Raw genomic sequence first — 20,170 nt, 5'->3', positions numbered from 1 at the left:
CGCCGCCATCCGGCGCTTAACGCTAATTACTTAGAAATACGCTTGTACTTAATACGCTTCGGCTCCAGCGCATCCGCGCCCAGCGTGCGTTTCTTGTACTCTTCGTATTCGGTAAAGTTACCTTCGAAGAACTCAACCTTACCTTCGTCCTGGTAATCCAGAATGTGGGTCGCGATACGGTCAAGGAACCAACGGTCGTGCGAGATAACCATCGCGCAACCCGGGAATTCCAGCAGGGCGTTTTCCAGCGCGCGCAGGGTTTCGATATCCAGGTCGTTGGTTGGTTCATCGAGCAGCAGCATGTTGCCGCCAACCTGCAGCAGCTTCGCCAGGTGCAGACGACCACGCTCACCGCCGGACAGCTCGCCTACGCGTTTGCCCTGATCCACACCTTTGAAGTTGAAGCGGCCCACGTAGGCACGGCTTGGCATCTCGGTGTTGCCGATACGCATGATATCCAGCCCGCCGGACACTTCTTCCCACACGGTTTTGCTGTTGTCCATGGCGTCACGGAACTGGTCAACGGAGGCCAGTTTGACGGTTTCACCCAGCGTGATGGTGCCGCTGTCAGGCTGTTCCTGACCGGACATCATACGGAACAGGGTAGATTTACCCGCGCCGTTCGGACCGATGATGCCGACAATTGCACCTTTCGGTACGGAGAAACTCAGATCGTCGATCAGAACGCGATCGCCGTAGGATTTACGCAGATTGGTGACTTCAACAACTTTATCGCCCAGACGTGCTCCAGGTGGAATAAACAGTTCGTTGGTTTCGTTACGTTTCTGGTATTCGGTGTTGTTTAGCTCTTCAAAGCGTGCCAGACGGGCTTTACCCTTAGACTGACGGCCTTTAGCGCCCTGACGTACCCACTCCAGCTCTTTCTCAATAGATTTACGGCGAGCCGCTTCCTGAGAGGCTTCCTGGGCCAGACGCTGATCTTTCTGCTCCAGCCAGGAAGAGTAGTTACCTTCCCACGGAATACCTTCACCACGGTCCAGCTCCAGGATCCAGCCCGCAACGTTGTCGAGGAAGTAACGGTCGTGGGTAATCGCCACTACGGTGCCTTCGAAGTCGTGCAGGAAGCGTTCCAGCCACGCGACGGATTCCGCATCCAGGTGGTTGGTCGGTTCGTCGAGCAGCAGCATGTCTGGTTTTTCCAGCAGCAGGCGGCACAGCGCAACGCGGCGGCGTTCACCACCGGAGAGATTCTCAATTTTAGCGTCCCAGTCCGGCAGACGCAGGGCGTCAGCGGCACGCTCAAGCTGCACGTTCAGGTTATGGCCGTCGTGCGCCTGGATAATTTCTTCAAACTTGCCCTGTTGTGCGGCCAGTTTATCGAAGTCGGCGTCCGGCTCGGCGTACTTGGCGTACACTTCATCCAGACCTTTCAGCGCACTAACCACTTCGGCAACCGCTTCTTCAACGGATTCACGAACGGTATGCTCTGGGTTTAGTTTTGGTTCCTGCGGCAGGTAACCGATTTTAATGCCTGGCTGTGGGCGAGCTTCACCTTCGATATCGGTATCAATACCGGCCATGATACGCAGCAGGGTAGATTTACCCGCACCGTTCAGACCGAGAACACCGATTTTGGCGCCAGGGAAGAAGCTCAGTGAGATGTTTTTAAGAATATGACGTTTCGGCGGAACGACCTTGCCGACACGATGCATGGTATAAACGAATTGGGCCACGTTGGACTCGCCTCTATGTTTATCGTGATGATGAATAGTTATCAAAGGCGAAGTGTAGCCTTTTTCATTGCCCAATCCCAGCCAGCAGATCCCACTCGCAACAAAAGTAAAAAAGTGTCCGTGACGTGGCGCATTCTGCAATGTCTGGTTAGCATGAATTAATTAAGCGGCATGATGCTGCACAGACGTAACATGAGAAGAGGAAGAGCTTGTGGACAAAGCCAATCAATTTACCTGGCGCCTGCTGGCAGCCAGCGTATGTCTGCTGACGGTCAGTCAGGTGGCGCGAGCCGACTCTCTGGATGAGCAGCGCAATCGTTATGCGCAAATCAAGCAAGCCTGGGACAACCGACAGATGGATGTCGTAGAGCAGATGATGCCCGGCCTGAAGAACTATCCTCTGTACCCGTATCTGGAATATCGTCAGATCACTGACGATCTGATGAATCAGCCCACCATTACCGTTACCAATTTTGTGCGTGCCAATCCGACACTGCCCCCTGCGCGTACGCTGCAATCGCGTTTCGTGAATGAACTGGCGCGCCGCGAAGACTGGCGTGGACTGCTGGCGTTCAGCCCGGAAAAACCGGGTACCACGGAAGCTCAATGTAACTATTACTTCGCGAAATGGAGTACCGGGCAAACCGAAGAAGCCTGGCAGGGCGCGAAAGAGCTGTGGTTGACCGGGAAAAGTCAGCCGAACGCCTGTGACAAATTATTTGGCGTATGGCGCGCCTCAGGCACTCAGGATCCGCTGGCGTATCTGGAGCGTATTCGTCTGGCGATGAAAGCCGGGAATACCGGTCTGGTGACGGCGCTAGCCGGACAGATGCCCGCGCAATACCAAACCATTGCCTCTGCGATCATCTCGCTGGCCAACGATCCGAATTCGGTGATGACTTTTGCACGTACCACCGGCGCCACGGATTTCACCCGACAGATGGCGGCGGTCGCCTTTGCCAGCGTGGCGCGTCAGGATGTGGAAAACGCCCGCCTGATGATCCCGTCCCTGGTGCAGGCGCAACAGCTTAATGATGAGCAAACCCAGGAGCTGCGCGATATTGTTGCCTGGCGTCTGATGGGCAATGATGTCACCGACGAGCAGGCCAAATGGCGTGATGATGCGATTATGCGCTCCAATTCCACCTCGCTTGTGGAGCGCCGGGTGCGCATGGCGCTGGGAACCGGCGATCGTCGTGGCCTGAATACCTGGCTGGCACGTCTGCCAATGGAAGCAAAAGAAAAAGACGAGTGGCGCTACTGGCAGGCGGATCTGCTGCTGGAGCGCGGACGTGATGCGGAAGCCAAAGAGATCCTGCACCAGCTCATGCAGCAACGCGGTTTCTATCCGATGGTGGCGGCACAGCGCCTGGGCGAAGAGTACGAGCTGAAAGTGGATAAAGCGCCAGCGAACGTTGATTCTGCGCTGACTCAGGGGCCAGAAATGGCACGCGTACGCGAGCTAATGTACTGGAACATGGATAATACCGCGCGCAGTGAATGGGCAAATTTGGTCACCAGCCGTACCAAGTCCGAGCAGGCTCAGTTGGCGCGTTACGCGTTCAACAATCACTGGTGGGATCTTAGCGTTCAGGCGACGATCGCCGGTAAGCTGTGGGATCATCTGGAAGAGCGTTTCCCGTTGGCCTATAAAGATCTGTTTACCCGTTACACCAGCGGCAAGGATATTCAGCCAAGCTATGCGATGGCGATAGCGCGTCAGGAAAGCGCCTGGAACCCGAAAGTGAAATCACCGGTCGGCGCCAGCGGGCTGATGCAGATTATGCCGGGCACGGCGACGCATACGGTGAAAATGTTCTCGATTCCAGGTTACAGCAGTCCGAGCCAGCTACTGGATCCTGATACCAACATCAACATTGGTACCAGCTATTTGCAGTACGTATATCAGCAATTCGGCAATAACCGCATCTTTGCGTCGGCAGCCTATAACGCCGGTCCGGGGCGCGTTCGCACCTGGCTTGGCAATAGCGCTGGACGCATTGATGCTGTGGCGTTTGTCGAAAGTATTCCATTCTCAGAGACGCGTGGTTACGTGAAGAATGTGCTGGCTTATGATGCGTACTATCGCTATTTCCTCGGCGATAAACCGGAGTTGATGAGCGAGGCAGAATGGCAACGTCGTTACTGATCGTGTCGATTGTGTTATGCTATCGTACTCGTTAAAGAGTACAAAAGGGGGAAGCAAGCACGCTTCCCCCGCAACGATGGCGATATCTTATGACTCAGCAATCACCCTATTCAGCAGAGATGGCAGAACAACGTCACCAGGAGTGGTTACGTTTTGTCGATCTGCTTAAACACGCCTACGAACAAGATTTACACCTGCCACTGCTCAATTTGATGTTAACGCCGGATGAGCGTGAAGCGTTGGGCACGCGTGTGCGTATCATTGAAGAGCTGCTGCGCGGCGAGATGAGCCAGCGTGAGCTTAAAAACGAGCTCGGGGCGGGAATTGCCACTATTACGCGGGGGTCGAACAGCCTCAAATCCGCACCGGTGGATTTGCGTCAGTGGCTGGAACAGGTGTTGCTCGGGAAAAATTGATCCGCCGGATGCGGCTTTGCCTTATCCGGCCTACGATTGAACATCCGGCACAATGCTATAAATACACCGCGTTATGAAACGGGCTGAGCGCCAGAATCACCGCCTGGTGATAGACGCTTGAGCGCGTCAGCTTGCCCGCGGTAAAAACGCCGATTGCGCCTTCTTTACGGCCAATTTCATCAATACCCGTATAGTCCGACATCACCGGGCCGAGTGCTTCACCTTTGCGGACTCTGTCGAGAATGACAGTCGGCAATGGCAGCGTGGCTGAACGGGCTTCACCGCGCTGAATGCCGTTATCAATCACCACCCAACTGAAGGTGGCGTCATCGTCAATTCCTGCTTCAATGGCGACCCAGAAATCAGCCTGCGGGTGCAGGCGGCGAGCGTTAACAACGCGATTTCGTGCGCCAGTGCGCGTTTCCTGGTTTCCGAAAGGTTGTTCCGGCACGCCACTCTCGACGGCGACGGGTTCAATATGGCAGGATCCTTCCCCGAAAATCTCTTCAAATGCCCGCAGAATTGCCTGAATTTTGGCAGGATTGGTGGTCGCAGAGATAACCTTGTGCATAATTAAGCTCAGTTTGAAAATTCATCGCATCGCAGTATAACGGAAAAAAAGCATGTTACAGGTATACCTTGTTCGCCATGGCGAAACGCAGTGGAACGCCGAGCGACGTATTCAAGGCCAGTCAGACAGCCCACTAACCGCTAAAGGTGAACAACAAGCCATGCAGGTGGGTGAACGCGCCCGCTCGTTTGGTATTACGCATGTCATCAGTAGCGATCTTGGTCGTACACGACGCACCGCAGAAATCATCGCCCAGGCCTGTGGCTGTGATATCACCTATGACTCCCGTCTGCGCGAGCTAAATATGGGAGTGCTGGAAAAACGTCACATCGATACGCTGACGCCAGAGGAAGAGGGCTGGCGTCGCCAGTTGGTGAATGGCACGGTGGATGGTCGTATCCCGGAAGGGGAATCGATGCAGGAATTGAGCGATCGCGTCAACGCGGCGCTGGCATCCTGTCTGGAATTGCCGCCGGGAAGTCGTCCGCTGCTGGTCAGTCACGGTATCGCGCTGGGTTGCCTGGTGAGTACAATTCTGGGATTACCGGCATGGGCTGAACGTCGCTTGCGTCTGCGCAACTGTTCTATTTCTCGCGTTGATTACCAGGAAAGCTTATGGCTGGCGCCGGGATGGGTCGTTGAAACGGCAGGGGACATCTCACATCTGGACGCCCCTGCGTTGGATGAACTGCAGCGCTAGCGGCGAATCGGAATCAGGAATTCGCAGCGCAGGTTGATCGGGCGATCTCCCGCTTTGGCATCTTCTGCCGGGTAGTATCGCTCGATATCCTGTCCTTTACGGCGCGTCAGGTTCAGCATTGGCATGCATGTGCCGTAAACCGTCAGGATAAACTCTTGCACACCGGTTCCCAGCCCTTCGTAGGTAAACATCACGTACTCGCCACCCTGTAACAGGATAGGCTGCGCCGACGGCACATAGCCATTGGCCTGTTCCGGCGTCAGTGCTGTGGTGTAAAACACTTCCTGTTCGTCATCTTTTTCAATGCTCGGACGCGTTTCGTTAAGCCCGTACAGCACTGGCGGGATCGCCGGAGCCTGAGCAAGGAAGTCGCGCCAGAACTGAATACGCATTTCATGACGGAAATCTGAAATCTGTTCCAGCGAGCAGGAATAGCTTTGCGTGGTGCCGAGCAGTTGCGTATCTTCCAGGGTGACAAACTCGTGTGCAGGCATTGTAAATTCACCCAGTCGCATTGGTGGGCGAATACCGAATGCGCTCCATTCCGGGGAGCGGCGATACAGCGCTGGTGTCTGCGAAAATTGTTTCTTGAATGCGCGAGTAAAAGTTTGTTGAGAGTCGAAGCGATATTGCAGCGCAATATCCAGAATTGGACGCGCAGTCAGGCGCAGCGCCACTGCTGACTTCGATAAACGACGGGCGCGGATATAGGCGCCAATAGCATGGCCCGTCACGTCCTTAAACATTCTCTGCAGGTGCCACTTGGAATAGCCCGCTTTTGCCGCCACATTGTCAAGCGACAAAGGCTGATCCAGATGACCTTCCAGCCAGATTAATAGGTCGCGAATAATGCCAGCCTGATCCATAAAATATCCTCATCCTTTCAACAACGAGTACCTGACGTCAGGTATGAGGATAATAGCATTTTTTGCTGTTTTAGCATTCAGTGTTTTTTTTGCTCATAAGTGCTTTTTTCGGACATACGAAAGCGTGATTATTGTAATCCTGTGATCTGTATACATTTTATCTTAGAATGTTTAATAATTACGCAGGACAACTTTTAAGAATGGTAACAATATGAAATATAAGAGCTTAGTCATTTCCTCAATTCTGCTGATGTTGGCGCAGGTCGCCCATGCGGAGCAGATTGGATCTGTCGATACAGTGTTCAAAATGTTTGGGCCGGATCATAAAATTGTGGTCGAAGCGTTTGACGATCCGGATGTTACCAATGTGACCTGTTATGTGAGTCGTGCGAAGACCGGCGGCATCAAAGGTGGACTGGGGCTGGCGGAAGATACTTCCGATGCCGCCATCTCTTGCCAGCAGGTTGGGCCGGTAGAACTGAGCGACAGAATCAAGAACGGTAAAGCTCAGGGCGAAGTGGTATTTAAGAAACGTACCTCGCTGGTGTTTAAATCTTTACAGGTCGTGCGTTTTTACGATGCGAAACGTAATGCGCTGGCCTATCTGGCCTATTCAGATAAAGTTGTCGATGGATCGCCCAAAAATGCCATCAGTGCGGTACCCATCATGCCGTGGCGGCAATAACAAGGAAGCACAATGCAACAGCCGTTGATCTGGTTGGTTGAGGATGAGCAGGGAATCGCTGATACGCTTATCTACATGCTGCAACAGGAAGGGTTTAGCGTAGAGGCGTTTGAGCGCGGATTTCCCGTGCTGGAGAAATCTCGCCAGCAATGCCCTGATGCCATCATTCTGGATGTCGGGCTACCGGATATCAGCGGTTTTGAACTGTGCCGACGTTTACTGGAACGCCACCCGGCGCTGCCGATCCTTTTTCTGACCGCGCGCAGCGATGAAGTGGATCGCCTGTTGGGGCTGGAAATTGGGGCAGATGACTATGTTGCCAAGCCTTTCTCGCCGCGCGAGGTGTGCGCTCGTGTGCGTACGCTGCTGCGGCGGGTGCAAAAATTCTCCACGCCTTCATCGATGACACGCTGTGGGGATTTTGAACTTAATGAGCTGGCCGCGCAGATTACCTGGTTCAGCATGCCGTTGAACCTGACGCGTTATGAATTCCTGCTGCTGAAAACATTGCTGATGTCGCCGGGACGTATTTACTCTCGCCAGCAACTGATGGATTTAGTCTGGGCAGACGCGCAGGATACCTTTGACAGAACGGTTGATACTCACATCAAAACGCTGCGCGCCAAGCTGCGGGCTATCAATCCGGAGCTTTCCCCCATCAATACACATCGCGGTATGGGATACAGCCTGAGGAATTGCTGATGCGCATTGGCATGCGTTTGCTGCTCGGCTATTTTCTGATTGTCGCGGTCGCCGCCTGGTTTGTTCTGTCTATCTTTGTGCAGGAAATTAAGCCAGGCGTCCGTCGGGCGACTGAAGGTACTTTAATTGATACCGCCACGCTGCTGGCTGCACTGGCGCGTGATGACGTGCTCTCTGACTCACCGGCTAACGGCAAGCTGGCGCAGGCATTTGCGCAGCTGCATAACCGCCCATTTAACGCCAACATCAGTGGCATTAACAAAGTGCGTAACGAATACCATGTCTACATGACCGACGCGCAGGGCAAGGTGTTGTTTGATTCCGCCAACCAGGCCGTCGGTCAGGACTATTCCCGCTGGAACGACGTGTGGTTAACGCTGCGTGGTGAGTATGGCGCCCGCAGTACGCCGCAAAACCCGAACGATCCGGAAAGCTCGGTGATGTACGTTGCCGCGCCGATCGTAGACGGTGGGCGTATTATCGGCGTGCTCAGTGTCGGCAAACCAAATGCGGCGATGGCACCGGTGATTAAACGCAGTGAACGGCGAATGCTGTGGGCCAGCGCCGTATTGCTGGGCATTGCCCTGGTGATTGGCTTCGGGATGGTATGGTGGATAAACCGATCTATTGCCCGGCTGGCGCGTTATGCCGACTCCGTTACCGAGAATCGCCCCGTCCCACTGCCTGATTTAGGCAGCAGCGAGTTACGCAAACTGGCGCAGGCGCTGGAAAGTATGCGTCTGAAGCTCGAAGGCAAGAACTACATTGAGCAGTATGTCTACGCGTTAACGCATGAGCTGAAAAGTCCGCTGGCGGCCATTCGTGGCGCGGCAGAGATATTGCGAGAAGGCCCGCCGCCAAACGTGGTAGCGCGTTTTACCGATAATATTCTGACGCAAAATGCGCGTATGCAGGCGCTGGTCGAAACTTTGCTGCGCCAGGCGCGACTGGAGAATCGACAGGACGTTACGTTGACGGCGGTGGAGGTAGATACGCTATTTGCTCAGCTCAAAGAGGCGCGTAGCGTGCAACTGGCGGCAAAAAACATCACGCTGACCATTTTGCCTTCATCGCTTAGCGTCGCTGCCGATCCTGCGTTACTGGAGCAGGCGTTGGGGAATTTACTCGACAATGCTATCGACTTCACGCCACAGGACGGGACGATTACGCTGAGCGCGCATCAGCAGGAGGAGCGGGTCACATTGCAGGTTACCGACAGCGGTAGCGGCATCCCTGATTTTGCATTGCCGCGTATTTTTGAGCGCTTCTACTCGCTGCCCCGCGAGAATGGACACAAGAGCAGCGGTTTGGGGCTGGCGTTTGTCAGTGAAGTTGCACGATTGCATGAAGGTACGGTGACATTATCTAACCGACCAGAGGGCGGCGCACAGGCCTCGTTTACGCTTCACCGTCACTTCACATAACTTCAAATTCTCCGCACATAGCTGTTCTACCTTGCTGATATTGCAAAGGAGAACGCTATGTTTAAATCACCCCTGTTTTGGAAAATCGTCACCTTAGGCGGCGCCATAATACTGCTGTTAATACCACTGACGATGGTCAGGCAGATAATCGTTGAGCGATCGGATTATCGTGATGAAGTCGAAGATGCTATCCGCCAGAGCACCAGCGGGCCGCAAAAGATGGTCGGGCCGTTGATAGCCATTCCGGTGACAGAGCTTTACACCTCGCTGGATGATGGCAAAGAGATCCAGCGTAAGCGCAGCTATATCCATTTCTGGCTGCCGGATTCGTTGGTGGTTGAGGGGAATCAGAACGTTGAAGCGCGTAAAATCGGCATTTATGAGGGCCAGGTCTGGCACAATGAACTCTCGGTGAAGGCCGAGTTTAACGCTGAACGTTTGCGTGATTTAAACCATCCCAACGTCAGCGTCGGCAAACCGTTTATCGTGGTTGGCGTGGGGGATGCGCGCGGGATCGGTGTGGTGCAAGCGCCGCAGATCAATGGGGAATCACTGGCTGTTGAGCCAGGGACGGGGCTGGATGGAGGGGCTCAAGGGATCCACATTCCGCTACCTGACGCGAGCTGGGCGGAGCAAAACCTGAGCATGGCGCTGTCGTTGAATTTGAGCGGAACAGGAGATTTCTCCGTTGTTCCGGTTGGCCGTAACAGTGAAATGACTTTAACCAGCAACTGGCCGCATCCCAACTTTCTGGGGGATTTCCTCCCGGCGAAGCGCGAAATCAGCGAATCAGGATTTAAGGCCCAGTGGCAGAGCAGCTGGTTCGCGAATAACCTCGGCAAACGCTTTGATGGCGAAAAGATTGGCTGGAAGGGAATGCCTGCATTTAGCGTTGCCGTCGCCACGCCAGCGGATCAGTATCAGTTAACGGACAGGGCTACCAAGTATGCCATCCTGCTGATTGTACTGACCTTTATGTCTTTCTTCGTGCTTGAAAGTATGACCAGCCTGCGTCTGCACCCGATGCAGTATCTGCTGGTGGGGCTATCGCTGGTGATGTTTTATCTGCTGCTACTGGCATTGTCTGAGCACATTGGTTTTACGGCGGCGTGGATTACGGCAAGCCTGGTGGGGGCGTTGATGAACGGGGTGTATCTGCAGGCGATATTACAGAGTTGGCGGAACAGTATTTTATTCACCGTGGCGCTACTGGGGCTGGATGGGGTGATGTGGGTGCTGCTACGTTCACAGGACAGCTCTTTACTGCTGGGAACCGGCGTGCTGTTGGTGGCGTTGTGTGGCGTGATGTTCCTGACGCGTCATCTTGACTGGCACTCGCTGGCACAGCCAAAACCAAAGCCGACAGAAATTCCGGAGCCTCAGCCTGCGCAGAGTGACGAGTTTCGCTTATGGAAATAGGGCTGTGGTGAAATGAAAAACGGCGCATAATGCGCCGTTTTTTTACCTGTAAGGATTGAATTAATCCTGCAGGTCGCCGCAGAAACGGTAGCCTTCACCGTGAATGGTGGCGATGATTTCTGGCGTATCCGGCGTAGATTCGAAATGTTTACGAATGCGGCGGATAGTCACGTCAACGGTACGGTCATGCGGCTTCAGTTCGCGACCGGTCATTTTTTTCAGCAGTTCTGCGCGAGACTGGATTTTGCCCGGATTCTCACAGAAGTGAAGCATTGCACGGAATTCGCTGCGTGGCAGTTTATACTGCTCGCCGTCAGGACCAATCAGAGAGCGGCTGTTGATGTCCAGCTCCCAGCCGTTGAACTTGTAGCTTTCGACGCTACGGCGTTCTTCGCTGACAGTACCCAGGTTCATGGTACGGGACAGCAGGTTACGAGCACGGATAGTCAGTTCGCGCGGGTTAAACGGCTTGGTGATGTAATCGTCTGCGCCGATTTCGAGGCCGAGAATTTTATCGACTTCGTTATCACGGCCCGTCAGGAACATCAACGCAACGTTAGCTTGTTCGCGAAGTTCGCGCGCTAACAGGAGGCCATTTTTCCCAGGCAGATTGATATCCATAATTACAAGGTTGATGTCATATTCAGAGAGAATCTGATGCATTTCCGCGCCATCTGTCGCTTCGAATACATCATAGCCTTCTGCTTCGAAAATGCTTTTCAACGTGTTGCGTGTTACTAACTCGTCTTCAACGATAAGAATGTGCGGGGTCTGCATGTTTGCTACCTAAATTGCCAACTAAATCGAAACAGGAAGTACAAAAGTCCCTGACCTGCCTGATGCATGCCGTAAATTAACATGATCGGCGTAACATGACTAAAGTACGTAATTGCGTTCTTGATGCACTTTCCATCAACGTCAACAACATCATTAGCTTGGTCGTGGGTAGTTTCCCTCTGGACCCGACAGTGTCAAAAACGGCTGTCATCCTAACCATTTTAACAGCAACATAACAGGCTAAGACATGCCGGACACCCAATAAAACTACGCTTCGTTGACATATATCAAGTTCAATTGTAGCACGTTAACAGTTTGATGAAATCAACGTATCCAAATGTTTGCTTTCATCACAAAATTGCAATATTACAACTAGTTGCACGAGCTAATTAATAAATGTAATGAATCCAACCAATGCGATCCATTTTAAAATAAATTATCATGGATAAACAGAGGGATATACAACTTCTGTTAACATAAAAAGCAATAGTACAGTTTGGAAATAGTTTAGCATTTTTTACCGGATGCGAAATCCTTTTTCAGTGACTTCTGTTAAAAAAATGTAAATTTGCGCTGCGTAATATGTTGATGTGCGTCACATTATTACTTGCAGACTGACCAAAAAGAGTATCGAAATGCGTTTAACAATTATTCTGGTTGCCCCTGCCAGAGCGGAAAATATTGGCGCGGCTGCCCGTGCGATGAAGACCATGGGATTCACTCAATTACGTATCGTTGACAGCGAGGCGCATCTGGAACCCGCCACGCGATGGGTCGCGCATGGATCGGGCGACATTATTGATAATATTAACGTTTTTCCAACGTTAGCCGATGCGCTTCACGACGTTGATTTTACCGTTGCGACCACCGCGCGTAGCCGGGCGAAGTTCCATTATTACGCCACCCCGGTCGAACTGGTTCCCCTGTTACAGGAGAAATCCACGTGGATGGAACATGCTGCGCTGGTGTTTGGTCGTGAAGATTCGGGGCTGACCAATGAAGAATTAGCGCTGGCAGATGTACTCACTGGTGTACCGATGGTCGCTGACTATCCTTCACTCAATTTGGGGCAGGCGGTGATGGTGTATTGCTATCAATTAGCAGGTTTAATACAACAACCGGCCAAAAACGTTGAGGTGACGGATGAGCTTCAGCTGCAGGCATTGCGTGCGCGCGTTTTGCGTTTATTAGCCACGCTGAACGTTTCTGACGACATCAAGCTGACGGACTGGTTGCAACAGCGAATGGGTCTGTTGGGGCAGCGAGACACGGCAATGTTGCACCGTTTTTTACATGATATTGAAAAAAACATCACAAAATAAAATGTTGAATAATTTTTGTTTTGTAGTGTTTTGATCTTGGTTCAAGTGGGCTCGACATGCTGTATTGGTTGAAAGTAAAAGGGCAAGCAGTCGCTCATGAACAAGTTTCGGAATGTGATCAATTTAAAAATTTATTGACTTAGGTCAGCAGATACTTTAACCCTAAAAGAATACAGGACAGATAATAAATAATTACAGAGCACACAACATCATGAAACGCATCAGCATCACCATTACTACAACCATCACCATTACCACAGGTAACGGTGCGGGCTGACGCGTACAGGAAACACAAGAAAAAGCCCGCACCTAAACAGTGCGGGCTTTTTTTTCGACAAAAGGCAATGAGGTAAACCATGCGAGTGTTGAAGTTCGGCGGTACATCAGTGGCAAATGCAGAGCGCTTTCTGCGGGTTGCCGATATTCTGGAAAGCAATGCCAGACAGGGGCAGGTCGCGACCGTTCTCTCTGCCCCCGCAAAAATTACCAACCATCTGGTGGCAATGATTGAGAAGACCATCGGTGGTCAGGATGCTTTAGCCAATATCAGCGATGCCGAACGCATTTTCTCCGAGCTGCTGGTGGGTCTTGCCGCCGAGCAACCTGGTTTTCCGCTGGCGCAGCTCAAAGCCTTTGTTGAACAAGAATTTGCTCAGATTAAGCACGTCCTGCACGGCATCAGCCTGCTGGGACAGTGCCCGGACAGCATCAATGCCGCGCTTATCTGCCGTGGTGAAAAAATGTCGATTGCTATCATGGCCGGCCTGCTGGAAGCACGCGGGCATAACGTAACGGTCATCGACCCGGTGGAGAAATTGCTGGCTGTCGGCCATTACCTCGAATCTACCGTTGATATCGCCGAATCTACGCGCCGCATCGCCGCCAGCCGTATTCCTGCGGACCACATGATTCTGATGGCAGGGTTTACTGCCGGAAATGAAAAAGGTGAGTTAGTGGTGTTGGGGCGTAACGGCTCTGACTACTCTGCCGCCGTACTGGCCGCCTGTTTGCGTGCCGATTGTTGTGAAATCTGGACCGATGTCGACGGCGTATATACTTGCGATCCGCGTCAGGTACCCGACGCCCGACTGCTGAAGTCAATGTCTTATCAGGAAGCGATGGAGCTTTCTTACTTCGGCGCTAAAGTGCTGCACCCGCGCACCATTACCCCTATTGCCCAGTTCCAGATCCCGTGCCTGATTAAAAATACCGGCAATCCGCAAGCGCCCGGCACGCTGATCGGTGCCAGCAGTGATGACGATGATTTGCCGGTAAAAGGTATTTCTAACCTCAATAACATGGCGATGTTTAGCGTTTCCGGCCCTGGAATGAAAGGTATGGTGGGCATGGCGGCGCGCGTTTTTGCCGCAATGTCGCGTGCGGGCATCTCGGTAGTGCTGATCACCCAATCCTCTTCCGAATACAGCATCAGCTTCTGCGTCCCGCAGGGCGACTGCGCGCGTGCGCAACGCGCCATGCAGGATGAATTCTATCTCGAACTGAAAGAAGGCCTGCTGGAGCCGCTGGCGGTGACTGAGCGTCTGGCCATCATCTCGGTCGTTGGCGATGGTATGCGCACCCTGCGCGGCATCTCGGCGAAGTTCTTTGCCGCGCTGGCTCGGGCGAACATCAATATTGTAGCGATCGCCCAGGGCTCGTCTGAGCGTTCTATTTCGGTGGTGGTGAATAACGATGACGCGACCACTGGCGTACGCGTTACCCATCAGATGCTGTTCAACACCGACCAGGTGATTGAAGTGTTTGTGATTGGCGTAGGCGGCGTGGGCGGTGCGCTGCTGGAGCAGCTTAAACGTCAGCAAACCTGGCTCAAAAAGAAACATATCGATCTGCGTGTGTGCGGCGTGGCGAACTCGAAGGCCCTGCTGACCAACGTCCACGGTCTGAATCTGGAAAACTGGCAGTCGGAGCTGGAGAGCGCGAAAGAGCCTTTCAATCTTGGGCGCTTAATTCGTCTGGTGAAAGAATACCATCTGCTCAATCCGGTGATTGTCGACTGTACGTCAAGCCAGGCGGTAGCAGACCAGTATGCCGACTTCCTGCGCGAAGGCTTCCATGTGGTTACGCCGAACAAAAAGGCCAACACGTCGTCGATGGATTACTACCATCAGCTGCGTTTTGCCGCCGCGAAGTCACGTCGTAAATTCCTGTACGACACCAACGTGGGCGCGGGCCTGCCGGTTATTGAAAACCTGCAAAATCTGCTCAGCGCAGGTGATGAACTGCAACGTTTTTCAGGCATCCTTTCTGGCTCACTGTCGTTTATTTTCGGCAAGCTGGATGAAGGCATGAGCTTCTCGCAGGCCACCACCCTGGCGCGTGAAATGGGCTATACCGAACCCGATCCGCGTGACGATCTTTCCGGTACGGACGTGGCGCGTAAGCTGCTGATCCTGGCCCGTGAAACCGGTCGTGAGCTGGAGCTTTCTGACATTGTCATTGAGCCGGTCCTGCCAAAAGAGTTTGATGACTCCGGTGATGTTTCCGCGTTTATGGCGAAATTGTCGCAGCTGGATGACGTCTTTGCCGCGCGCGTGGCGAAAGCCCGTGATGAGGGAAAAGTATTGCGCTATGTTGGCAATATCGAAGAGGACGGCGTTTGTCGCGTGAAAATTGATGCAGTAGACGGCAACGATCCGCTGTTTAAAGTGAAAAACGGTGAAAACGCGCTGGCGTTCTATAGCCACTATTATCAGCCGTTACCGTTGGTTCTGCGCGGATATGGCGCGGGTAACGATGTGACGGCGGCTGGCGTCTTTGCCGACCTGCTACGCACCCTTTCATGGAAGTTAGGAGTCTGACATGGTGAGAGTTTATGCCCCGGCTTCCAGTGCCAATATGAGCGTCGGGTTTGATGTCCTCGGTGCGGCGGTAACTCCGGTGGATGGTTCGCTGTTGGGTGATGTGGTGTCCGTTGAGGCGGCTGACCAGTTTAGCCTGAACAACCTTGGGCGCTTTGCCAATAAGCTGCCGTCCGAGCCACGTGAAAATATTGTCTACCAGTGTTGGGAGCGATTCTGCCAGGAGCTGGGTAAAACCGTTCTGGTGGCGATGACGCTGGAAAAAAATATGCCGATTGGCTCCGGGTTAGGCTCCAGCGCCTGTTCCGTCGTGGCGGCGTTAGTCGCTATGAACGAACATTGCGGTAAGCCGCTCAACGATACGCGCCTGTTAGCGATAATGGGCGAACTTGAAGGACGTATCTCCGGCAGTATTCATTACGATAACGTCGCCCCGTGCTTTTTGGGCGGTATGCAGTTAATGATTGAAGAAAACGGCATTATTAGCCAGCAGGTGCCAGGCTTTGATGAGTGGCTGTGGGTACTGGCGTATCCAGGGATTAAAGTGTCGACGGCTGAAGCGCGGGCGATTCTCCCAGCGCAGTATCGCCGTCAGGACTGTATCGCTCACGGGCGGCATCTGGCGGGATTCATCCATGCCTGCTATTCCCGTCAGCCTCTTCTGGCCGCGAAGCTGATGAAAGATGTCATTGCTGAGCCGTATCGTACCCGCTTGCTGCCAGGCTTTAGCCAGGCGCGTCAGGCGGTAGCCGAAATTGGCGCACTGGCCAGCGGTATATCTGGGTCTGGGCCGACGCTGTTCGCCTTGTGCGATAAGCCGGATACGGCACAGCGCGTAGCAGATTGGCTGGGTAAAAATTACCTGCAAAATCAGGAAGGCTTTGTTCATATTTGCCGGCTGGACACGGCGGGCGCACGGGTACTGGGATAATCAATGAAACTGTATAATCTGAAAGATCACAACGAACAGGTCAGCTTTGCACAGGCTGTTACGCAAGGACTGGGCAAGAATCAGGGATTGTTTTTTCCGCACGATCTACCGGAATTCAATCTGACAGAAGTGGATGAGATGCTGAAGCAGGACTTCGTTAGCCGCAGTGCGAAGATCCTGTCCGCATTTATTGGTGATGAGATCCCTCAGGAAATTCTGGAAGAGCGCGTGCGTGCGGCATTTGCCTTTCCGGCACCGGTTGCTCAGGTTGCCGCGGATGTCGGCTGTCTGGAACTGTTCCACGGCCCAACGCTTGCATTTAAAGACTTTGGCGGGCGCTTTATGGCGCAGATGCTGACGCACATTAGTGGCGACAAACCGGTAACGATTCTGACGGCGACCTCCGGAGATACCGGGGCGGCCGTTGCGCATGCCTTTTATGGCCTGAAAAATGTGCGCGTGGTGATCCTTTACCCGAACGGCAAGATCAGCCCATTACAGGAAAAACTGTTCTGTACGCTGGGCGGTAACATTGAAACTGTGGCTATTGATGGCGATTTTGATGCCTGCCAGGCGCTGGTGAAACAGGCGTTTGATGACGAAGAGCTGAAGGTGGCTCTGGGACTGAACTCGGCTAACTCAATTAACATTAGCCGTCTGCTGGCGCAAATCTGTTACTACTTTGAGGCTGTGGCTCAACTGCCGCAAGAGGCGCGTAATCAACTGGTGATTTCCGTTCCCAGCGGTAACTTTGGCGATCTGACTGCCGGGCTGCTGGCGAAATCACTGGGCTTGCCGGTGAAGCGTTTTATCGCGGCGACTAACGTTAATGATACGGTTCCGCGCTTCCTTGCAGAAGGTGAGTGGGCACCGAAAGCGACTCAGGCGACGTTGTCGAATGCGATGGATGTCAGCCAGCCGAACAACTGGCCGCGCGTGGAAGAACTGTTCCGCCGTAAAATCTGGCGTCTGAATGAGTTGGGTTATGCCGCCGTTGACGATGCCACGACTCAGGACACGATGCGTGAGTTACATGAGATGGGCTACACCTCAGAACCGCATGCGGCGGTGGCTTTCCGCGCGCTGCGTGACCAGCTAAACCCTGGCGAGTATGGCTTGTTCCTTGGTACTGCGCATCCGGCGAAGTTTAAAGAAAGCGTTGAAGAGATTCTTGACCTGACGCTGGCGTTGCCAAAAGAACTGGCGGAACGCGCGGATCTGCCGCTGCTTTCTCATCACCTGCCTGCTGATTTTGCTGAACTGCGTAAGCTGATGATGACCCGCGGGTAATGGTTGTGCCCGCTGGCGCTTTGCTTAGCGGGCCGACAAAATCTGTAGGCCGGATAAGGCGTTAGCCGTCATCCGGCCTTTTTACTATTGCTCGTGGCGTTTAAATACCAGTTCGCCGTTTCCTGATGCTTCTTCATCAAAGAAATAGCCTTCGCTGTTAAATGCGGTCAATTGTTCCGGCTGCGTTAAGCGGTTCTCAATAATGTAGCGACTCATCAGGCCGCGCGCTTTTTTGGCATAGAAACTGATGACTTTGAACTTGCCGTTTTTCTCGTCGAGGAAGACTGGTTTGATAAGCTCAGCGTTGAGTTTTTTCGGCTTCACGGATTTAAAATACTCATCCGAGGCGAGGTTGATCACCACGCTGTCGCCTTGCGCTTCCAGCGCTTCGTTAAGTTTATCGGTGATGGTATCTCCCCAGAACTGGTAGAGATCTTTACCCTTCGCATTGGCCAGACGAATGCCCATCTCCAGACGGTAAGGCTGCATCAAATCCAACGGACGTAAAACGCCGTATAGCCCGGACAGCATCCGTAAATGCTGTTGAGCGAAGTCGAAATCCGCCTCGCTGAAGGTTTCAGCCTGCAACCCTGTATAGACGTCGCCTTTAAACGCCAGGATGGCCTGACGTGCATTGTCCGGCGTGAAGTCAGGCTGCCAGTCATGGAAACGGGTGGCGTTCAGATCCGCCAGCTTGTCGCTAATCCCCATCAGCTTGCCAATCTGCGGTGCAGAGAGCTGGCGTGCCACGTGAATAAGCTGCTGAGAGTGATCCAGCAACTCGGGCAGCGTATGACGTGTCGTTGCCAGCGGGCTTTGGTAGTCGAGCGTTTTTGCAGGTGAAATCAGAATCAGCATATCCAGTCCTTGCAGGAAATTTACTGCGACTTTAGCAAAAAAAACGACTGAATTGATCGATGGTTGCGATTGCCGCGCTATTCGCGCGGCGTTTCATCCCAGCTATCGGGCGCAAGCTGTTGTCTGATATCAGGATAACGGCGCGGATCGAATTCTGGGCGCACCCCGAGTTTACGCTGGCGCAGATAGTCGCTGGCGATGGTATGGACAACCGGAGAAAGCAGCAGAATCGCCGTCAGGTTAGTGATGGCCATACAAGCCATAATGATGTCGGCCAACTTCCAGACGAGTGGGAAGCTGACTAACGTTCCCCCAACAACGGTACTCACGGTAGCGATACGTAATAGCCAGATGACGCGGATGTTGTCCAGCTTCAGGAAAACGAGGTTGTTTTCCGCATAAATGTAGTTGGCGACGATAGAGCTAAAGGCAAACAGAATCACAATAAAAGCCACGAATCCGGCTCCCCATTCACCCGTCAGCGAGACCATGGCTCTTTGCAGCAACTGGATGCCTTCCATTGGCACATAAGTGGTGCCATTACCCGCCAGTAAAATAATCATTGCGCTGGCCGTACAAAGAATTAGCGTATCGCCCAATACACCAATCATTTGCACAATGCCTTGTGCTGCAGGGTGTGGCGGCCAGGATGCTGCCGAGGCAGCTGCGTTCGGGGTTGAGCCCATTCCGGCTTCATTAGAGAACATACCGCGTTGAAAGCCGCTGGCAATAGCCTGGCTCAGCGTATACCCGGCGGCACCGGCCGCGGCCTCCTGCCAGCCAAAGGCGCTTTTTATGATGGTCATGATAATGCCGGGGAGCTGTCCGAAATGCCAAAGGCAGATGACGAGGCTACAACCGATCCACAGCAGCGCCATCATCGGAACAAACCATTGCATCAGGCGTGCGACGCCTTTAATGCCGCCGACGATGACCACTAATGACGCGATTGCCAGTGCGATACCGGAGAAGAGGGGAGGGATATCAAAAGCAAAATCCAGCGCACGAGAGACTGAGTTCGCCTGAACGCTGTTAAAAATCAGGCCATAGGCAATGAGTAAAAAGATGGCAAACAGCACGCCCATCCAGCGCATGCCCAGCCCACGGGCCATATACCATGCAGGACCGCCGCGAAACTGTCCCTTGCTGTCGCGCTCTTTATACAGTTGGGCAAGTGAGCACTCAGCGAATGAGGTTGCCATACCAATGACCGCCGAGACCCACATCCAGAAAATGGCTCCCGCGCCGCCGGCGGCGATCGCCAACGCCACACCTGCCAGATTTCCGCTACCGACGCGCGCGGCAAGACTGGTGCACAATGCCTGAAAGGAAGTTAAACCGCCCGGCTGCGGGCTGATGCTGTTTTTAAGACTTTTGCCAAACTGGCGAATATAGCGGAACTGCACGAACCCTGTACGCCAGGTGAACCAACATCCTGCGCCAAGCAGGAGGTAGATCATCACCGATCCCCAGAGTATTTCATTAATAAATGAGAAAAAATCAGGCATTAACATCCCTCTTGTTGATGCCGGTAAGCGCGAATAATC

19 protein-coding genes and 1 other annotated feature are annotated in these 20,170 nt (G+C 53.3%); of the genes, 13 read left to right on the top strand and 6 right to left on the bottom strand.

Going from position 1 to position 20,170, the window contains the following annotated elements; all coding sequences use genetic code 11:
• Window positions 1-26: 26 nt before the first annotated feature.
• Complete coding sequence (gene ettA, locus OGX94_RS16825) at window positions 27-1,694, bottom strand: energy-dependent translational throttle protein EttA (protein ID WP_003829940.1); 1,668 nt, start codon at window positions 1,692-1,694, stop codon at window positions 27-29.
• 211 nt (window positions 1,695-1,905) lie between these two features.
• Between ettA and sltY the strand changes: the two genes are divergently transcribed.
• The gene (sltY, locus tag OGX94_RS16820; protein WP_063941075.1) at window positions 1,906-3,843 is read left to right on the top strand and encodes a murein transglycosylase; all 1,938 of its coding nucleotides are present in this window, start codon (window positions 1,906-1,908) and stop codon (window positions 3,841-3,843) included.
• 89 nt (window positions 3,844-3,932) lie between these two features.
• Window positions 3,933-4,259 (top strand): trp operon repressor, encoded by a 327-nt coding sequence (gene trpR, locus OGX94_RS16815; RefSeq protein WP_003837292.1) that lies wholly within the window; start codon window positions 3,933-3,935, stop codon window positions 4,257-4,259.
• 55 nt (window positions 4,260-4,314) lie between these two features.
• Here trpR and yjjX read toward each other — a convergent pair whose 3' ends face one another.
• Entirely contained in the window at window positions 4,315-4,830 is a 516-nt protein-coding gene (gene yjjX / locus OGX94_RS16810; RefSeq protein WP_063941076.1) for an inosine/xanthosine triphosphatase, read from the bottom strand.
• Between the two features lie 52 nt (window positions 4,831-4,882).
• Here yjjX and gpmB point away from each other — a divergent pair, with 52 nt between their 5' ends.
• Window positions 4,883-5,530: a 2,3-diphosphoglycerate-dependent phosphoglycerate mutase GpmB gene (gene gpmB / locus OGX94_RS16805; protein ID WP_003019006.1), complete on the top strand. Its 648-nt coding sequence runs from the start codon at window positions 4,883-4,885 to the stop codon at window positions 5,528-5,530.
• On the opposite strand, the gene robA is transcribed toward gpmB, so the two are convergent.
• Window positions 5,527-6,396, bottom strand: a complete 870-nt coding sequence (gene robA, locus OGX94_RS16800; RefSeq protein ID WP_003829933.1) for an MDR efflux pump AcrAB transcriptional activator RobA — start codon at window positions 6,394-6,396, stop codon at window positions 5,527-5,529. The two genes, gpmB and robA, sit on opposite strands and share 4 nt — an antisense overlap.
• Window positions 6,397-6,607: 211 nt before the next feature.
• Between robA and creA the strand changes: the two genes are divergently transcribed.
• From creA to creD, 4 genes are read left to right on the top strand one after another with little or no spacing between them, the layout of a single operon-like run.
• Window positions 6,608-7,081, top strand: a complete 474-nt coding sequence (gene creA, locus OGX94_RS16795; protein ID WP_003018998.1) for a protein CreA — start codon at window positions 6,608-6,610, stop codon at window positions 7,079-7,081.
• Between the two features lie 12 nt (window positions 7,082-7,093).
• A complete protein-coding gene (creB, locus tag OGX94_RS16790) occupies window positions 7,094-7,783 on the top strand; it encodes a two-component system response regulator CreB (RefSeq protein ID WP_003829928.1) in 690 nt (229 codons plus the stop codon).
• Window positions 7,783-9,207 carry a two-component system sensor histidine kinase CreC gene (gene creC / locus OGX94_RS16785; protein ID WP_003829926.1) on the top strand — a complete coding sequence of 475 codons (1,425 nt, stop codon included), beginning with the start codon at window positions 7,783-7,785 and terminating at the stop codon, window positions 9,205-9,207. Before creB ends, creC begins: the two co-directional genes overlap by 1 nt.
• A 57-nt stretch (window positions 9,208-9,264) precedes the next feature.
• Complete coding sequence (gene creD / locus OGX94_RS16780; protein ID WP_286569613.1) at window positions 9,265-10,626, top strand: cell envelope integrity protein CreD; 1,362 nt, start codon at window positions 9,265-9,267, stop codon at window positions 10,624-10,626.
• Between the two features lie 60 nt (window positions 10,627-10,686).
• On the opposite strand, the gene arcA is transcribed toward creD, so the two are convergent.
• Window positions 10,687-11,403 carry a two-component system response regulator ArcA gene (gene arcA, locus OGX94_RS16775; RefSeq protein ID WP_001194359.1) on the bottom strand — a complete coding sequence of 239 codons (717 nt, stop codon included), beginning with the start codon at window positions 11,401-11,403 and terminating at the stop codon, window positions 10,687-10,689.
• Window positions 11,404-11,498: 95 nt separating this feature from the next.
• Here arcA and yjjY point away from each other — a divergent pair, with 95 nt between their 5' ends.
• The 6 genes from yjjY to thrC all read left to right on the top strand — a co-directional run bounded on the left by yjjY (window position 11,499) and on the right by thrC (window position 17,765).
• Window positions 11,499-11,639, top strand: coding sequence for a YjjY family protein (gene yjjY / locus OGX94_RS16770; RefSeq protein WP_042998021.1), 141 nt, complete (start codon window positions 11,499-11,501; stop codon window positions 11,637-11,639).
• Between the two features lie 399 nt (window positions 11,640-12,038).
• Window positions 12,039-12,725 (top strand): tRNA/rRNA methyltransferase, encoded by a 687-nt coding sequence (locus OGX94_RS16765; RefSeq protein WP_003829762.1) that lies wholly within the window; start codon window positions 12,039-12,041, stop codon window positions 12,723-12,725.
• Between the two features lie 206 nt (window positions 12,726-12,931).
• Window positions 12,932-13,058, top strand: a sequence feature (Thr leader region).
• Entirely contained in the window at window positions 12,937-13,002 is a 66-nt protein-coding gene (thrL, locus tag OGX94_RS16760) for a thr operon leader peptide (RefSeq protein ID WP_032337689.1), read from the top strand. Its footprint overlaps the feature before it by 66 nt.
• Before the next feature lie 23 nt (window positions 13,059-13,081).
• Window positions 13,082-15,544, top strand: a complete 2,463-nt coding sequence (gene thrA / locus OGX94_RS16755; RefSeq protein WP_003829761.1) for a bifunctional aspartate kinase/homoserine dehydrogenase I — start codon at window positions 13,082-13,084, stop codon at window positions 15,542-15,544.
• A gap of 1 nt (window position 15,545) precedes the next feature.
• On the top strand, window positions 15,546-16,475 hold the full coding sequence (gene thrB, locus OGX94_RS16750; RefSeq protein WP_257662280.1) for a homoserine kinase: 930 nt from the start codon (window positions 15,546-15,548) through the stop codon (window positions 16,473-16,475).
• A gap of 3 nt (window positions 16,476-16,478) precedes the next feature.
• Window positions 16,479-17,765 (top strand): threonine synthase, encoded by a 1,287-nt coding sequence (thrC, locus tag OGX94_RS16745; RefSeq protein WP_063941079.1) that lies wholly within the window; start codon window positions 16,479-16,481, stop codon window positions 17,763-17,765.
• A gap of 84 nt (window positions 17,766-17,849) precedes the next feature.
• Here the strand turns inward: thrC and yaaA are convergent, their stop codons facing one another.
• Window positions 17,850-18,623: a peroxide stress protein YaaA gene (yaaA, locus tag OGX94_RS16740; RefSeq protein ID WP_032942329.1), complete on the bottom strand. Its 774-nt coding sequence runs from the start codon at window positions 18,621-18,623 to the stop codon at window positions 17,850-17,852.
• 77 nt (window positions 18,624-18,700) lie between these two features.
• The gene (locus OGX94_RS16735) at window positions 18,701-20,131 is read right to left on the bottom strand and encodes an alanine/glycine:cation symporter family protein (RefSeq protein ID WP_257662281.1); all 1,431 of its coding nucleotides are present in this window, start codon (window positions 20,129-20,131) and stop codon (window positions 18,701-18,703) included.
• Between the last annotated feature and the right edge of the window lie 39 nt (window positions 20,132-20,170).

The organism is Citrobacter sp. Cpo037, assembly GCF_030332945.1.
Classification (GTDB): domain Bacteria; phylum Pseudomonadota; class Gammaproteobacteria; order Enterobacterales; family Enterobacteriaceae; genus Citrobacter; species Citrobacter portucalensis.
The sequence above is the reverse complement of the archived record's forward strand: the minus strand, read 5'-3'. Positions and strand labels throughout refer to the sequence as shown.

Coding starts and splice junctions, on each gene's coding strand:
- yjjX (WP_063941076.1), bottom strand. CDS start 4,830: ATGCACAAGGTTATCTCTGCGACCACCAATCCTGCCAAAATTCAGGCA.
- OGX94_RS16735 (WP_257662281.1), bottom strand. CDS start 20,131: ATGCCTGATTTTTTCTCATTTATTAATGAAATACTCTGGGGATCGGTG.
- gpmB (WP_003019006.1), top strand. CDS start 4,883: ATGTTACAGGTATACCTTGTTCGCCATGGCGAAACGCAGTGGAACGCC.
- yjjY (WP_042998021.1), top strand. CDS start 11,499: ATGACTAAAGTACGTAATTGCGTTCTTGATGCACTTTCCATCAACGTC.
- creB (WP_003829928.1), top strand. CDS start 7,094: ATGCAACAGCCGTTGATCTGGTTGGTTGAGGATGAGCAGGGAATCGCT.
- robA (WP_003829933.1), bottom strand. CDS start 6,396: ATGGATCAGGCTGGCATTATTCGCGACCTATTAATCTGGCTGGAAGGT.
- creC (WP_003829926.1), top strand. CDS start 7,783: ATGCGCATTGGCATGCGTTTGCTGCTCGGCTATTTTCTGATTGTCGCG.
- thrB (WP_257662280.1), top strand. CDS start 15,546: ATGGTGAGAGTTTATGCCCCGGCTTCCAGTGCCAATATGAGCGTCGGG.
- creD (WP_286569613.1), top strand. CDS start 9,265: ATGTTTAAATCACCCCTGTTTTGGAAAATCGTCACCTTAGGCGGCGCC.
- creA (WP_003018998.1), top strand. CDS start 6,608: ATGAAATATAAGAGCTTAGTCATTTCCTCAATTCTGCTGATGTTGGCG.
- OGX94_RS16765 (WP_003829762.1), top strand. CDS start 12,039: ATGCGTTTAACAATTATTCTGGTTGCCCCTGCCAGAGCGGAAAATATT.
- trpR (WP_003837292.1), top strand. CDS start 3,933: ATGACTCAGCAATCACCCTATTCAGCAGAGATGGCAGAACAACGTCAC.
- thrA (WP_003829761.1), top strand. CDS start 13,082: ATGCGAGTGTTGAAGTTCGGCGGTACATCAGTGGCAAATGCAGAGCGC.
- arcA (WP_001194359.1), bottom strand. CDS start 11,403: ATGCAGACCCCGCACATTCTTATCGTTGAAGACGAGTTAGTAACACGC.
- thrC (WP_063941079.1), top strand. CDS start 16,479: ATGAAACTGTATAATCTGAAAGATCACAACGAACAGGTCAGCTTTGCA.
- yaaA (WP_032942329.1), bottom strand. CDS start 18,623: ATGCTGATTCTGATTTCACCTGCAAAAACGCTCGACTACCAAAGCCCG.